The 15,047-nt window shown below is 37.2% G+C and carries 13 protein-coding genes; 4 read left to right on the top strand and 9 right to left on the bottom strand.

Going from position 1 to position 15,047, the window contains the following annotated elements:
* Positions 1 to 62: 62 nt before the first annotated feature.
* Complete coding sequence (uvrB, locus tag REB14_RS13475) at positions 63 to 2,054, bottom strand: excinuclease ABC subunit UvrB (protein ID WP_309522426.1); 1,992 nt, start codon at positions 2,052 to 2,054, stop codon at positions 63 to 65.
* Between the two features lie 106 nt (positions 2,055 to 2,160).
* On the opposite strand from uvrB, the gene REB14_RS13470 reads away from it, so the two are divergent.
* Positions 2,161 to 3,378 carry a PQQ-dependent sugar dehydrogenase gene (locus tag REB14_RS13470; RefSeq protein ID WP_309522425.1) on the top strand — a complete coding sequence of 406 codons (1,218 nt, stop codon included), beginning with the start codon at positions 2,161 to 2,163 and terminating at the stop codon, positions 3,376 to 3,378.
* Between the two features lie 117 nt (positions 3,379 to 3,495).
* Here the strand turns inward: REB14_RS13470 and REB14_RS13465 are convergent, their stop codons facing one another.
* From REB14_RS13465 to REB14_RS13430, 8 genes are all read right to left on the bottom strand, one after another.
* A complete protein-coding gene (locus REB14_RS13465; RefSeq protein ID WP_309522424.1) occupies positions 3,496 to 5,922 on the bottom strand; it encodes a TonB-dependent receptor plug domain-containing protein in 2,427 nt (808 codons plus the stop codon).
* Between the two features lie 162 nt (positions 5,923 to 6,084).
* Positions 6,085 to 7,245 carry a pyridoxal phosphate-dependent aminotransferase gene (locus tag REB14_RS13460; RefSeq protein WP_309522423.1) on the bottom strand — a complete coding sequence of 387 codons (1,161 nt, stop codon included), beginning with the start codon at positions 7,243 to 7,245 and terminating at the stop codon, positions 6,085 to 6,087.
* The gene (locus REB14_RS13455) at positions 7,245 to 8,321 is read right to left on the bottom strand and encodes an FAD-dependent monooxygenase (RefSeq protein WP_079243562.1); all 1,077 of its coding nucleotides are present in this window, start codon (positions 8,319 to 8,321) and stop codon (positions 7,245 to 7,247) included. The genes REB14_RS13460 and REB14_RS13455 overlap by 1 nt, the downstream gene beginning before the upstream one ends.
* Before the next feature lie 344 nt (positions 8,322 to 8,665).
* Positions 8,666 to 10,042: a tryptophanase TnaA gene (gene tnaA / locus REB14_RS13450; RefSeq protein ID WP_034692767.1), complete on the bottom strand. Its 1,377-nt coding sequence runs from the start codon at positions 10,040 to 10,042 to the stop codon at positions 8,666 to 8,668.
* Positions 10,043 to 10,137: 95 nt separating this feature from the next.
* Positions 10,138 to 10,755: a DUF502 domain-containing protein gene (locus REB14_RS13445; protein WP_034692765.1), complete on the bottom strand. Its 618-nt coding sequence runs from the start codon at positions 10,753 to 10,755 to the stop codon at positions 10,138 to 10,140.
* A gap of 24 nt (positions 10,756 to 10,779) precedes the next feature.
* The gene (locus tag REB14_RS13440; RefSeq protein WP_079243561.1) at positions 10,780 to 11,358 is read right to left on the bottom strand and encodes a MiaE family protein; all 579 of its coding nucleotides are present in this window, start codon (positions 11,356 to 11,358) and stop codon (positions 10,780 to 10,782) included.
* A 75-nt stretch (positions 11,359 to 11,433) separates the two neighbouring features.
* Positions 11,434 to 12,522 (bottom strand): acyltransferase family protein, encoded by a 1,089-nt coding sequence (locus REB14_RS13435; RefSeq protein WP_309522422.1) that lies wholly within the window; start codon positions 12,520 to 12,522, stop codon positions 11,434 to 11,436.
* 144 nt (positions 12,523 to 12,666) lie between these two features.
* Positions 12,667 to 13,554, bottom strand: a complete 888-nt coding sequence (locus REB14_RS13430; RefSeq protein ID WP_034692758.1) for a neutral zinc metallopeptidase — start codon at positions 13,552 to 13,554, stop codon at positions 12,667 to 12,669.
* 184 nt (positions 13,555 to 13,738) lie between these two features.
* Here REB14_RS13430 and rplU point away from each other — a divergent pair, with 184 nt between their 5' ends.
* From rplU to REB14_RS13415, 3 genes are all read left to right on the top strand, one after another.
* Positions 13,739 to 14,317 carry a 50S ribosomal protein L21 gene (gene rplU, locus REB14_RS13425; RefSeq protein WP_076597840.1) on the top strand — a complete coding sequence of 193 codons (579 nt, stop codon included), beginning with the start codon at positions 13,739 to 13,741 and terminating at the stop codon, positions 14,315 to 14,317.
* Between the two features lie 12 nt (positions 14,318 to 14,329).
* Complete coding sequence (rpmA, locus tag REB14_RS13420; protein ID WP_002984034.1) at positions 14,330 to 14,587, top strand: 50S ribosomal protein L27; 258 nt, start codon at positions 14,330 to 14,332, stop codon at positions 14,585 to 14,587.
* Positions 14,588 to 14,761: 174 nt separating this feature from the next.
* A complete protein-coding gene (locus REB14_RS13415; RefSeq protein WP_309522421.1) occupies positions 14,762 to 14,929 on the top strand; it encodes a bacteriocin-like protein in 168 nt (55 codons plus the stop codon).
* Positions 14,930 to 15,047: the final 118 nt, after the last annotated feature.

The following is a 15,047-nucleotide window of genomic DNA, read 5'->3' as shown; positions in this document are numbered from 1 at the left end:
TTTTTGTTTATTTTTGCGGCGGCATCGAAGATGCCGCCGAAACTTTTTTATAATCAAATCTTTTATGCTTTCAACGCTGAAATTTCATCTCTCAGCTTGGCTGCTTTTATAAAGTCAAGGTTTTTCGCTGCAGATTCCATTTCTTTTTGTTTCTGAGCAATCATTTTCTCAATATCTTCACTGGCATAAGTTGCTTTTGTTTCCGCTACTTTTTGGAGAATCTCTTTTTGGGTATATTTTTCATCAGGGAAGTCTTTGCTTCTTCCCACAAGATTTTCAGAAATCTTTTTATTTAAAGCTGTTGGCTTCAGACCATGTTCATCATTGTACTGCATTTGTTTAGCACGACGGTATTCGGTTTCATCCAGAGTGGCCTGCATGGATTTTGTAATCTTATCAGCGTACATAATTGCTTTTCCATTCACGTTTCTTGCGGCACGTCCCACAGTTTGTATCATTGATCTTCTGCTTCTCAACATTCCTTCTTTATCAGCATCCAGAATGGCAACCAGAGAAACTTCAGGTAAATCCAAACCTTCTCTCAATAAATTAACCCCAATCAATACATCAAAAAGTCCTAAACGAAGATCCTGCATGATCTGAATACGTTCCAGTGTTTCAACATCCGAGTGAATATATCTTGTTCTGATTCCGAATTTGGTAAAGTATTTTGTAAGTTCTTCTGCCATTTTCTTTGTTAGAGTAGTCACCAGAACCCTTTCATCTGCATCGGATCTTTTTTGGATTTCTTCCATCAGGTCATCAATCTGATTTAATGAGGGTCTTACTTCAATAATCGGGTCAAGAAGCCCGGTAGGTCGGATGATTTGTTCAATATAAGCTCCTCCGGTTTTTTCCAGTTCATAATCAGCCGGCGTTGCAGAAACATAAATTACCTGATTCTGAATGGCTTCAAATTCTTCAAACTTTAAAGGTCTGTTGTCCATTGCTGCCGGAAGTCTGAAACCATATTCCACCAATGCTTCTTTTCTGCTTCGGTCTCCTCCGTACATAGCATGAACTTGCGGAACAGTAACGTGACTTTCATCAATAACCATTAAAAAATCTTTAGGAAAATAATCAATCAAACAGAACGGTCTTGTTCCCGGAAGACGGCCATCCAGATACCTAGAGTAGTTCTCAATTCCTGAGCAATAGCCCAGTTCTTTAATCATTTCAAGATCCAGTTCCGTTCTTTCCTGAAGTCGTTTTGCTTCTAATGGCTTTCCGACAGAACTAAAGAAATCAACCTGTTTTACCATGTCATCCTGAATGTCTTTAATCGCTCCATTTAAAGTCTCCTTCGACGTTACGAAAAGATTGGCAGGGTAAATCTGTATCTGATCAAAATTATCCTCTACATTGCCTGTAACAGGATCAAAACTTTGAATTTTTTCAATTTCATCTCCAAAAAACTGAATTCTGATCGCATTATCCGTGTAGGCGGGGAAAACATCAATCACATCTCCTTTTACACGAAATGTTCCTCTTTGAAACTCATTGAGGGTTCTGGCATACAATGCATTAACTAATGAATGGAGAAGAGCTGTTCTCGTCACCTTTTCACCAATCGCTATAGAAATTAATGATTTATGAAATTCCGTAGGGTTCCCGATACCATAAATACATGAAACAGAAGCTACAATCAAAACGTCTCTCCTTCCTGAAAGAAGACTGGCAGTTGCAGAAAGACGCAACTTTTCAACTTCTTCATTGATGCTCAGGTCTTTTTCAATATAAGTTCCTGTAGTGGCAATATAGGCCTCGGGTTGGTAGTAGTCATAGTAGCTGACAAAGTATTCCACTGCATTCTCCGGGAAAAATTCTTTAAATTCCATAAAAAGCTGTGCCGCAAGAGTCTTATTATGTGCCAATACTAAAGTGGGACGTTGTACCTTTTGTATCACATTTGCAACGGTAAAGGTTTTTCCGGAACCTGTTACCCCAAGAAGCGTTTGATATTTCTCACCGATCTCTATTCCTTCGGTAAGTTTTTCAATAGCTTGAGGCTGATCTCCTGTAGGTTTATATTCTGATTGAAGCTTAAAATCCATAGAAAAGAATGTATACAACAAAAATACGAAAGAAATTATTAGACCGTATAATGTTTTGTGGCATTATTTTTCCATTCATAGCCTACAATCACCTAATCATAATGCTATGAAAATCAATCAATTTTACATCCCTGTAGTAAGCCTTTTACTTTTTTTATCTTCATGCAAAGAGAATCATGCTAATGCTCAAAGGACAGGAAATGACGGAAGTGTGGAAACTGATAATCCTAATTCTGACTATAAGCCGGCATTTAAAGGGCAGACAAGAATTAAAGCTGTAAAGACAACCACAGCCTATAATGTTGAAATATTGAATAAAGATTTAGGAAGACCTTGGGGGATTATCAATTTGCCTGACGGAAAATTTCTCATCACAGATAAGAAAGGCTCTATGAATGTTGTTTCAACAGATGGTAAACAGGTTTCAAAAATAGAAGGTTTTCCAAAGGTAGATTCAAAAGGGCAGGGTGGAATGCTGGATGTAGCGCTTGATCCTGATTTTAAAACCAACAATATTATTTACTTCAGTTTTTCGGAACCTTTTGGAAAAGGAAACTTAACATCTGTAGCAAAAGGTAAACTATCTGCAGATCTTAAAAATATTTCAGAAGTAAAAGTTATTTTCCGTGCTGAACCTTCTTATGACGGAGATAAGCACTACGGAAGCCGTCTGGCTTTTGATAAAGATGGAAATTTATTTGTCAGTACGGGAGAAAGATCAGACAAAGTTACCCGCGTTTATGCGCAGAAAACAGATAATTATCTTGGGAAAATTTTAAAAATCACAAAAGATGGTCAGCCTGCTCCGGGAAATCCTTTTATTGGAAAATCAGGATATAAACCGGAAATCTACGCTTTCGGAGTCCGAAACCCACAAGGAATGGCTATAGATCCCAACGGAAATTTGTGGGATGTGGAAATGGGACCACGAGGTGGTGATGAAATCAATCTGATCCAGCCGGGAAAAAATTACGGCTGGGGAGATGTAACTTATGGGATTGAATATTCAGGAGATAAAGTAGGGCAGGGAATCACCCAAAAAGAAGGAACTGAGCAACCTGTCTATTATTGGGATCCTGTGATTTCACCAAGTGGTATTACCTTTTACACGGGGAATATTGATGAATGGAAAGGAAATCTTATTATCGGATGTCTGAGTGGTGAGCATATCAACAGAATCGTAATGAAAGATAATAAAGTAGTAGGAGAAGAACGCCTTCTTGCTGATCAGAAAGAACGTTTCCGTGATGTACTGAATGGGATGGACGGAAATCTGTATGCTGTAACAGACAGTGGTAAGCTTTATAAAATTTCAAAAAAATAAAAAAGCCTACAGAGATTTTCTGTAGGCATTTGTAAGGAAGCTGGAGGCTGGAAGTTATAGTGGTTTAAAATGAATTTCTCCCTGATGTAACTTCCATCATCTGGCTTCCCTCATTTCTTAAAACTTAAAATTAAGTCTGGCAAAAACCTGTCTTCCGGCAAATCCCATCTGTACAGGATCAAAAATACCTCCGGCTTCCGTATTTCCGTCGGATACATGAGTGGTCTGTAAAGTAGGGTATCTGTTGAATAGGTTTTTACTTCCTAAAGTCAGATTCAGGTTCTTACAGAATTCATATCCGAAAGAAAGATCGGTGGTAACTTTTGGATTATATACCTGTTCTGAGTCGTCATAGCCAATCAGCGTTACTTTATCAAACCTTACCATCTGAAGGTTTACATTGAATTTGTTGAGTCTGTAATTAAGGTTTAAATTCACTTTTGTCTTCGGAGCAGAAGCAAGAATGAATGCTTTTTCTCTTGCGCTCAGGTAAATGTCTTCTTTCCCTGCCAGTTGTTCTGAGGTATTCACTTTTGTGATTTCCATATCATTATAGTTTCCGGCTAGGGTAGCGGTCAGTTTTCCTGAACCGATATTTTCTGTATAGCTTAAGATCACATCAACTCCTTTTGTTTTCGTGTCGATGGCATTAGAGAAGAACTGTACCTGGTCAATAAATGGGTTCTCTGCCTGAACATCTGCCGGCAAGTCTGCTTGTGCAAAATATCCGGTCAGAACGATTCTGTCTTTAACACGGATATAATACCCATCTACGGTTGCCGTAAATTTTCCTGTATTGAAGGTAAACCCTGCGCTACCGTTTACCGAGGTTTCCTGCTTCAGTTGAGGAATTCCCAGGCTGCTTGCGATTTTACTGTCATTAGAGGCCAGCTGAATAGTAACCAACTGACCGCCCTGGAAGTTGGTAAACTGCTGACTGTAGTATTTCTGAGCCAGAGAAGGCGCTCTGAAGCCTGTAGAAACAGACCCACGGAACGCAAACTGTGGCGTGATGGCATATCTTGTAGCAAACTTACCATTCAGGGTACTTCCGAAATCATTATAATTTTCAAATCTTCCGGCAATACTTATCATCCAGTTTTTGGTTACATCCAGTTCGGTGTCTACATACGCTGCAAAGTTATTTCTGCTTTTACCGGTATCAGTAGAATAGCCTGGAAAACCTTGTGAGCCACCTGGCCTTACATTGCCACTTGAAGGATTTGTAACCAATAAGTTTTGAGGAGTGTTTGGAGTCACAAGATTCCCATAGACATCATACATAGCGTAAGAAGCCTCTTCTCCTTTGATGATATCAAATTTTTCATACCTGAACTCTGATCCGAAAGCAATGTTGAGCCCTTCCAGTACTTTGAACTGCTTCACAGCATTAAAACCAGTGGTATTCTGCAGCAGAGAATGTCCTCCTGCATTAAAACTTGTAGGAGATTTAACTCCTAAAGTAGCATTAATGGTATTGTCTATCTGATAAGTGAATCTGTTGTTCCCAAAAGCATTATAAAAATCTACATCCCAGTCTGCAACTTTGAACTTTAATCCGTTGTCAAACGTGAAATCCGTAATGCTTGTATTTTCAATCGGGTTAAATCCTGTAGGGTAAACTTCAGGAATATTACCGTCCGCATCAGGGGTTCTGGTCCACGCATAAGCCTTAGTATTTCTATGCGAAAAACCTTGGCGGGAATAAAACTTCAGACCATCAGTTAATGGGACTTCAATATTTCCGAAAAAGTAAATGTTCTGAGCTTTTGCATCTCCAAAACGCTGTCTGGGAGAGGTATAAACATCCGGATTTGCATTTCGTATGGCGTAATCTTTATTCACAAACTCTACGGTGAAATTTCCGAAACCGCCTTTTGATCCTATTTTAGTCCCTAAATTTCCATTGAAATCAAAGGTATTTCCATCCACTTTATGGTCTGATACAACATCATTGTTTCCGGGGCTTTTGAAAAGATTCATTCCATAAAAAGCATTTCCTTCAAAACCTTTGTCTCTGTCATTCAAAATAACATTGATAACTCCTGCGATAGCATCAGAGCCGTACTGAGCTGATGCTCCGTCACGAAGAACTTCCACTCTTTTTATCGCGCCAATCGGAATGGTATTCATATCATATCCGGTGTTTCCTCTTCCTTTAGTTCCGAAAAGATTGATCAATGAAGACTGGTGATATCTTTTTCCATTTAACAAAAGTAAGGTCTGGTCAGGGCCAAGACCTCTTAACGTCGCGGGATCTACAGCATCAGCACCGTCGGATCCTGATTGTTTATTGGAGTTGAAAGAAGGTGCAGAAAACTGTAAAAGCTGGTTGATTTCCACCTGTCCCGTTGACTGGCTTACCTGTTTAATGTCTATAATATCAATAGGAACAGGCGTGTTTACAACTGTTCTTTTCTTGTTTCGGCTCCCGGTAATGGCAACTTCGTCAATTTTTGATTCTTTCAAAGTATCTTTTACCTGCTGAGCATAGGAGAAGGCAGAAACTCCAAGGAAAATAATGCTGATGTATTTTATTTTCATATTAATAATTTTGAGTGATGATTTAATCAAAATTATCAATATTTATTTTTAAATCAACACGAAAATAAAATATTTAGTATGGATATCTTAATTTTGTTTTGATTTGTGATAAATTCGGAAAAATAATAATCTATTATGTTAATTTAATTAAAATTTTTAATATTAAAAGCTGGTAATGATTCTGTTAATTCCTTCTTCTAAAATTTCCTGGGATGTAGAAAAGCAAATTCTGATATGTCCCTCTGCTCCTTTTCCGAACCATCTTTCTGATCCGGGAACAATCGCTACTTTTCCATGTTTTAAGACGTGCTGGGCAAATTCATCACTGGACATTCCGTTTTCTATCTTTGGAAACAGTACAAAAGTGGCTTCAGGCAGATTAGGGGTTACAATTTCTGAACGGTTTAATAATCTGAAAGCAAGATCTCTGTTGCTCTGTAAGTGAGTCAAAAATTCTTTGTACCATGGTTTTGCTTTCTCCAGTGCTATACTTCCTGCAATCTGAGACAGCGTAGAAACCCCTTCTATTGTGGAGTTGAAATTGGATTTTTCTGTGAAGTCTTCAAGAATGTCCTGATCATTGCAGAGTACAGCCCCAATTCTTAATCCTGCTATTCCGAATGATTTTGAAAACCCATACACGGTAAAACTCTTTCTCTTTGCCTTCTCCGAAACGGAAGAATACGTATGAAAGTCTTTATGATCATAAATAATATCACTCCAGATTTCATCACTCATTACCCAAAGGTCATGAGAGGATGCAATTTCTGCTACTTTTATCAATACTTCTTTAGAATAAACTTTTCCAAGCGGATTGTGAGGATTGCATATGCTGATAAGTTTAGTCTTTGGATTGATTAATGAAACCAGTTTTTCAAAATCAATTTCTCCTGTTATCGTATCCACAGGGCAGAGCATTACCTTACCACCAGCAATTTCTACTGATTTTTTGAAAAGAAAATCTACAGGATCCAGAATAATGGCTTCATCTCCGGGATTGAGAACATAAGATGCAATAAGGAACATTCCCTGGGCAGCACTGTTGACAGCCAGAACATTCTCCGGTGAGAAACTTCCATGTTTTTCCATGTTAAAATGATCCGCAACGCTTTTCTTAAACTCAGGAAGTCCGGAAAACGGGCCATAGCTGAGGTAACCGTCTTTCAGGTATTCAATAATTCCCTGTTCTATTTCAGGTGCTGTTCTGAAGTCGGGATCAGCTGCCGTAAGAGGAATGATTCCGTCTTCGAGCGTAGCCCATCTTCCGTTATACGCCTTTCTTTTCAGGGCTTCAAAATTGATATCGTTATTGGTGAACATCATTATTTATAAGAAATGGGTAAAATATTTTCTGTTTGTTGACTTAGCGGGAGCAGAAACTGATTGAGTAATATCCTTCCGTTGTTGATATGAACCTCGATTTCAGGTTTTCTCTCTACTTCGTACTTACTGAAAGCGGTCTGTATATTTTCTTCTTCAACTAAATGCCTAGTTAATAAGAGCGAATCTTTCAATGCAGAGGTGACTCCCTGACTGGTAAATGGAATCAGTGGGTGCGCTGCATCGCCTATGAATACTGTGTTTTCCTGATAAAATGGATTGAGTTTTTCAAGTTCATAAACATTCCATAAATGTACATTTTTATAGTCTGATTTTTGGATGATTTCCGGGACTAGAGGATGCCAGCTTTCAAAAACTTCAACCATGTATTTTCTTAAGTTCTCCACAGAACATTCATTGATCATATATTTTTGGTTGTCAAACTGTGAATACCAAAGAACAATATCATCAGAAAGTTTAAGAATCCCGAAAGTAAGGCCTCCGTCTTCATGGTGAAACTTCATAAAATCATTTTCAACAGAATCTGCAATTTCTTTGTTTTGAATGATATTCACTACTTCACTTTCTCTTACTGCTCTCATTATTTCATCTTTAAAAAGATGTTTTCTGATCCGGCTTCTGGAGCCGTCAGAGATGACAGCAATGTCGGCATCAATAATAGTTCCGCCAGAAAGCTTCAGTTTGCCGTTCTGTAGATCATCAATAATGATGGTTTCTTCGTAGGTTATCTTTTCCGGAGCAATGTTTTGGGCTAATAAATTGATTAATGAGTGTCTTGAAATAGCGAAAACATGATCCAGTTCCTTTTCAGCCAAAACTTTTCCGGTATGAGAATACTTAATGTATTTTTTTAGAAAGTTTCCATGCTTGAGAAGCTGTTCAGGGTTAATAATCTGGTAAAGATAATCCATTCCTTCCTGTGGAATGAGAAAACCGTGACCTGCCAGATCTTCTTTTTTTCTCCTTTCGTAAATGTGGTAGTCGATCTTGTGCTTTTCTAAGTAATTCGCCATGCTCAAGCCAGAAATACCGGCGCCCACGACAGCAATTTTCTTCATTTTCGGAATAAAGTGTTTTTCAGGTTGGTTTTTTAAGTATTTTTTTAATCACTCTTAGGTAAGTGCAAAATTAAAATTAAAAACCTTCACTATTTCAAAAAATAAGTCAATTTGATTTTGATTTCATGAAAAATAAAACGAAAAGCATAAGATATACTGTGTAATAAAAATATATAATTGATTTATATGTGTTTATAAAAGGTGTTTGATCTCAATATCACAATGGTTTTTAGTTGGTTAAGTGATGAATTGTTTTGAGGGGATTAAGAAATAAGATTGTTTTTTGCAAACAAACTTTGAGTTTTTAGGCATAAAAAAAACCGGAAAAAATTCCGGTTTTATCATTAAGCTTTTTCAAGCTGAACAGTAAAGTGTCTTAAGATTTCCGGTTCCCACGTAATCTTGTATCCTTTTGCTATTTCGTCACGTCTTTCGTATACGTTTTTGATGGCGGCAGCAATATAATCCATATGGTTGTTGGTATACGTTCTTCTAGGGATTGCCAGACGTACCAGTTCTAACTTCGGATAACGGTTTTCTCTTGTTGCAGGATCTCTGTCGGCTAACAAAGTTCCGATTTCCACAGTTCTGATTCCTGCTTCCTTATAAATTTCAAGTCCTAAGGTCTGTGCCGGATATTCTTCACGGGAAACATTGGGAAGGAAGTTTAATGAATCGATGAATACAGCGTGTCCTCCGATAGGTTTCTGAACAGGAATTCCATATTCAATCAGCTTATTTCCAAGATATTCAACCTGAGAAATTCTGCTTTCAAGGTAAGCGAATTCAGTAGCTTCATCAAGACCTACCGCCAATGCTGCCATATCTCTTCCGGCCATTCCTCCATAGGTAATGAAACCTTCGTAAATGATCGTGAAGTTGGATGCTTTTCTGAAGACTTCTTCATTATTCAAAGCAATGAATCCTCCGATATTTACTAAACCATCTTTTTTGGAACTCATTGTCATTCCGTCTCCGTAAGAGAAAATCTCTTTACAGATGTCCTTAATGCTTCTGTTTTCCTGTCCTGCTTCTCTTTTTTTGATAAAGTAAGCATTCTCTGCAAATCTCGCCGAGTCAAAGAATACCGGGATTCCGTATTGGTCAGAAAGAGCTTTTACTGCTTTCATATTTTCCAAAGAAACAGGTTGTCCACCAGAAGAGTTACAAGTAATGGTAATTAAACAGAATGGAATGTTTTCTTTAGGGTGACTTTTATAAACTTCTTCAAGTTTTTCAAGGTTGATATTTCCTTTGAAAGGATGAAGATCATTAATGTCAAAAGCTTCGTCTATCGTACAATCAATAGCATGTGCCTTTCTGATTTCGATATGCCCTTTTGTCGTGTCAAAATGTGAGTTCCCCGGAACTACGTCACCTTCTTTTACCAATACTGAGAAAAGAACGTTTTCTGCAGCTCTTCCCTGGTGCGTTGGTAATAAATATTTGAATCCTGTGATTTTTTCAACGGTTTTTTGTAATTGTTCAAAAGAACGTGATCCGGCATAGCTTTCGTCTCCGGTCATCAAAGCAGACCATTGTTTATCAGACATGGCTCCTGTTCCGGAATCGGTAAGCAGGTCAATATAAACATGTGAAGATCTTAGGTTGAAAAGGTTATAATTAGCTTCTTTAAGCCATTGCTCTCTTTCTTCTCTGGTGGATTGATAGATTTCTTCCACCATTTTAATGCGGAAAGGTTCCGCGTACGGTAAATTCATGAGTTAAATTATGTTTTAAATTGTTTGTAAAGAAAATGTGCTTGAAAATAATTTTTCAAAATTCATCAATGTTATAAATAAGGAAGGAAAAGAGATTATTCCGGAGCCTTAAATATATTTTCATCAGAATGGAATCCGGCTACACCGCCGCTCACTGCAAACTTCATGGCAGAAGCTGCTGTCATTCCCACTACAGGTTTGATGTTTTTTTCTTCAGTAACAATTACCCAGCCCGAGATGGCGTACGAGTGGGGAAGGTATACCGCAACGTAATTATGCTTGTCAACGTCCGACATTTCTTTTTGAGTTAAAAATCCGATTCTCCAGATTTCCGGATTCTCGTTGGTTTTTACCCATACAGGATCGTTGAATTTTTTCTTGTCGCCTACGAATGAAGACATGACGTCTTTCGTAGGAGTGTAGATGTGTTTTACTCCCGGAGTTTTCTCCAGTAAGCTGTCCATGGTATCGAAAAAGAATCTTCCAACCACGAACTTATTTCCTAAATATCCTAAAATAGCGGTAAAAAGTATAATAGATACGAATACAAGACCAGGAATCTGCTTTGCCAGAGAAGGAACAAGATTGTCAATCGCGCTTACAATATACCAGATCACAAAAATGGTAAGCCCGATAGGTCCAATGATAACCAATCCCTGAAAAAAGTTTTTCAGGAACATATTGGCGATATTTTCAAAGCTTGGCTTCTTCAAGGTGTATTCTTTACTATTCTTATTTTAACCGTGGATGGTTTCTTTATTTCCGTAGGATTTAATGATATTGGCTTCATATTCCAGCCATTCTTCCCAACGTTTGTTTACTTTTTCCGGATCTCCGAGCTGTCTTGCAAATCCGATGAAAGTAGTATAATGATTGGCCTCAGAAATCATCAGTTCTTTGTAGAAAACCTTAAGTTCTTCGTCTTTGATATTTTCCGTAAGAACCTTGAATCTTTCACAGCTTCTGGCTTCAATCATAGCGGCAAAAAGCATTTTGTCTACGATGAGGTCTTCTCTGCTTCCCTGTATAATAAATTTTGCCAGTTCATTCACGTAATCATCTTTTCTTGCTCTTCCAAAAGTAAAACCTCTTTTTTTGATGATCTCGTGTACCTGGTTGAAGTGATCGAGTTCCTCTTGTGCAATGGCAAGAAGTTCGGTCACAATCTCAGGATATTCCGGAAGCATCGTGATCAGGCCTATAGCATTGGTAGCTGCTTTTTGCTCGCACCAGGCATGATCCGTTAAAATTTCTCCAATGTTTCCTTCTGCAATATTTGCCCACCTTGGATCGGTGGGTAGTTTCAACTTAAACATGTTGTAAAATTTTTGTAAATTTAAACAAATTGAGATAAGAAATGTGACTTTAATTTCAATTTGATCCTTAAAGTCTTAAGATGCGGTCTTTTTTCTTAAGAATTCCAGAATATTCCAACCCGTGACATCTACTTTTTTCAATCCTGCAGAAATAATAAAAGCTAAAATGATATTAATTCCATAAATAATGATCATCAAAAGCCACCAAGGCATATTTTCTTTTAATGGAACTACGAGGAAATAAACCAGAGAAGAACTGATTCCCTGTGCAAAATAAAAGAAAATGGCATTCTTCCCGATATAGGTGATGAAGTTTTCTTTTGTTATTTTCAGTCGGTTATAAAGAACAAATAAGGTCGCCAGAGAGAATAATGCCCAGATGATGTAAGGGATTTTTGGCGGAAATTTATTTTTGTTGATTTTATAGAAGATGTCTCCTCCATAGTACCAGAACATCCATATAAGTGCTACTCCTATAAGTCCATATAATACAGGTATTGCTTTGGCAGGGATCTTTTTTCCCCGCATTTTGTGGCCGATTAAAAATACAGCAAAATAGAAAGCAACGTATCCCACCTGTCCTGTCGGATAATATTCCGGGAAAATGTTGAATAATAAGGTTAAAGCAATACAAAGTCCAATGAACCAATTGATATGTTTTGGAAAAAATCTTAGGATAAGCACTCCGAAAACGGTGAGTACATAATATACTTTAAGATACCAGAAACTTCCCATTACTACAGGAAAAGTATCAGCATTGGTGTACTGATGAAGATACCAGTTTCCCAGATTTTCCCATTGAGGGTATATAGAAATGCTGGTTGTAGAATATTTTGAGCCAAATGTAGAGTAAAAGCTCTGAAGCCATTCCGTAGAAAAGAAACTCAGGCCAAACACTTTAAAAAAGTAATCTAAAAAGAACAGAAAAGTCACAAAAATCATATAGGTAATCTGAAGCTTCAGAAGACGGTATAATGTTTTTTCAATATTGGCTCCCGAAGTAATACCGCTGAGTGCATAAAAAAGGGCTACATCGAAAACGAGAGAGAAAACTCTTACCTCTGCGGGAATATAAAATTGCCCAGACCAAAATGCTGTATGGATAAATATGATGGAGAGTGTTGCCAGTCCCTTGGCAAAATCAATGTAGAGATCTCTGTTCATTATAGTTATTTGGGTGTTTTTTTGCTGTTTCAAAAATACAAAGAAATTGATTGGTTAAAATATAAAAGCTTTTAAAAACAAAAAAAGGGGCGGTACATACTGCCCGCCTCCTTTCTTAAATATGCTAAAAATGAATGTTCTCGTTTATTGAAGATGTTTAAATTCTTCTGCAGAAATTTCTCCTGACTGAATTTTTCTAAGCTCATCAATATATTGACTCATGTATGCGTCAATTTCTGGATTTACAGTGTTTTTAGCCATCTTGTAAGTACCATTTAATACTCCCTGATAGTAATAGAAAAAGTTGTAATCGAAATTGGATGCATTAAGATCATACTGTCCTAAAAGGAATCCTAAACGAACTGCTGATCTTCTCTGTGCAGGTGTTCCGTGATGGTTTACATTGGTTGTCTGATAGTCGCCAATGCTTTGAGCAAATTCATAAGCTGCTGCAATTTCTGCGAAGCTGGTTTTATTGTATCCATTAGGTCTTCTCAAATAGTATCCGGCAAAACCGTCGGCTTCAAGCTCGTTTGGTCTGTACGTTGATTCTGATACAGAAGGGAGATTGAAGATGTACTGCAGTTGATGCCCGTACTCATGGGCAAGGATCATTGCGTTTACAATATCACCGCCTTTAGCTTTTGCATCATAATAGATAGCATAGCCGTAATAAATTCTTCCATTGCCATAAGATATAGCATTGTAGGTAGAATTAAAATTAGTAGGGTCATTTACAAATCTCAGAAGAGGATTGCTTCTTCCCCACATACTTGCAATTTTAGTCATTTGTGCATTCATAAAATTGGTGTCTGTGGAGTTTTGAAGCCCAGTCAGTAAAACTGAATTAGTACTCCAGTTGTTGTCTACATAAGAACAGATTTTTTCAAGATCCCCGGGCTGATCAATTTTTGCACTGAGTGCTTCTTGCTGAGGTTGAACATTGTTGTCCATTTGGTCATCACTACATGCTGTTAATGAAGTAACAGCAATGGCGCCTGCTAGTAAGCAGAGATTAAAGTTTCTTTTCATATATAAATTCAATTTGGTAAAACGAAGGTATGAAATTATCTCTTAAGTGTGAGTATATTATTGAAAAAAATTATTCAAAACATAGTGAATAGGATTTTAATTAAAAAAACATTGCTTTGATTGTAAGCTAATTAGAAATTTATATGTATATTTGCACCTCGAAATAACTAAAAATTTATAAACAATGTTTGCAATTGTAGAAATAGCAGGGCTTCAATACAAAGTTGAGCAAGACCAGAAGTTGTTTGTAAACCGTTTAAAAGGAGATAAAGGAGGAAAAGTTTCTTTCGATAAAGTTCTTCTTACTGTAAACGGTGCAATCACTGTAGGCGCCCCAGCTGTAAACGGAATCACTGTAGAAGCAGAGATCCTTGACCACGTTAAAGCTGATAAAGTAATCGTTTTCAAAAAGAAAAGAAGAAAAGGTTACAAAGTGAAAAACGGTCACAGACAATCTTTAACTCAAATCGTAATCACTGGTATTACAGGTTTTGAAGGTGGAGCTAAAAAAGCTGCTGCTAAAAAAGAAACTGTGAAAGGTGAAGTTCTTTCAGACAACGCAACTGTTAACTTTGGTGAAGATCATGAATTGAACTATCACTTAAAGAAAAACAACTTGTCTCAGTCTAAGGAGAACAGAGAAACTTTAATTACTTTAGGTAAAGCGGTTAAAGTTGAATTAGAAAAGAATATTCTTACTCACGAAGAAGTAGATGCTGCTATCATTAAGAATATCGATCAATTTAAAGCACTTAATAAATAATCCAGTAATAAAATGGCACACAAGAAAGGAGTCGGTAGTTCCAAGAACGGTAGAGAGTCTCACTCTAAAAGATTAGGTGTGAAGATTTTCGGAGGACAAGAAGCTATTGCCGGAAATATTATTGTTAGACAAAGAGGTACTCAGCACCACCCAGGTGATAACGTGGGAATCGGTAAAGATCACACTTTGTTTGCATTAGTAGATGGTAAAGTAGTTTTCAGAAAGAAAGCAAACAACAGATCTTTCGTATCTGTAGAACCAAACGCATAATTTAAGCGTTTTATAAAAATTAAAACCTCAGTTTTTACTGAGGTTTTTTTATTGGCTGGTTTTCAAAGTCTTCATTTATTCGTGAAATACTTTATATTTGTTAACTGTTCAGTTTTGAATCAGTTGCAATAGCCGAAAAGCAAAAGAGTAGGCCTATATTAAAACGAAATATCCATGAAAAATGTAAGAAAATTAACCAGAAAGAATTTAAAAGAAGTAACCGGAGGTGTTGCTGCAGAGTGTCCTTCCATGTTTCAGTCCTGTGATGAATGGTGCAGATGGTCTCCATGGCAGAAATCACACTGCATGCTTTCTCAGCCATGTACAGAATGTTTTGAATAGTATCAGAAATTATAAAAAGAATCTTAACAAGTAGAGCTGAACCTGTAAATAGTGTTCAGCTTTTTTATAATTAAAAAACGTTAAATGATATCTCCATGAAGTGAAATATTGATATATT

The sequence above is a fragment of the Chryseobacterium metallicongregator genome, from assembly GCF_031324065.1.
Classification (GTDB): domain Bacteria; phylum Bacteroidota; class Bacteroidia; order Flavobacteriales; family Weeksellaceae; genus Chryseobacterium; species Chryseobacterium metallicongregator.
This window is presented reverse-complemented; position numbering and strand designations above follow the sequence as displayed.

Coding starts and splice junctions, on each gene's coding strand:
- uvrB (WP_309522426.1), bottom strand. CDS start 2,054: ATGGATTTTAAGCTTCAATCAGAATATAAACCTACAGGAGATCAGCCT.
- REB14_RS13470 (WP_309522425.1), top strand. CDS start 2,161: ATGAAAATCAATCAATTTTACATCCCTGTAGTAAGCCTTTTACTTTTT.
- REB14_RS13465 (WP_309522424.1), bottom strand. CDS start 5,922: ATGAAAATAAAATACATCAGCATTATTTTCCTTGGAGTTTCTGCCTTC.
- REB14_RS13460 (WP_309522423.1), bottom strand. CDS start 7,245: ATGATGTTCACCAATAACGATATCAATTTTGAAGCCCTGAAAAGAAAG.
- REB14_RS13455 (WP_079243562.1), bottom strand. CDS start 8,321: ATGAAGAAAATTGCTGTCGTGGGCGCCGGTATTTCTGGCTTGAGCATG.
- tnaA (WP_034692767.1), bottom strand. CDS start 10,042: ATGAATTTACCGTACGCGGAACCTTTCCGCATTAAAATGGTGGAAGAA.
- REB14_RS13440 (WP_079243561.1), bottom strand. CDS start 11,358: ATGTTTAAGTTGAAACTACCCACCGATCCAAGGTGGGCAAATATTGCA.
- REB14_RS13435 (WP_309522422.1), bottom strand. CDS start 12,522: ATGAACAGAGATCTCTACATTGATTTTGCCAAGGGACTGGCAACACTC.
- REB14_RS13430 (WP_034692758.1), bottom strand. CDS start 13,554: ATGAAAAGAAACTTTAATCTCTGCTTACTAGCAGGCGCCATTGCTGTT.
- rplU (WP_076597840.1), top strand. CDS start 13,739: ATGTTTGCAATTGTAGAAATAGCAGGGCTTCAATACAAAGTTGAGCAA.
- rpmA (WP_002984034.1), top strand. CDS start 14,330: ATGGCACACAAGAAAGGAGTCGGTAGTTCCAAGAACGGTAGAGAGTCT.
- REB14_RS13415 (WP_309522421.1), top strand. CDS start 14,762: ATGAAAAATGTAAGAAAATTAACCAGAAAGAATTTAAAAGAAGTAACC.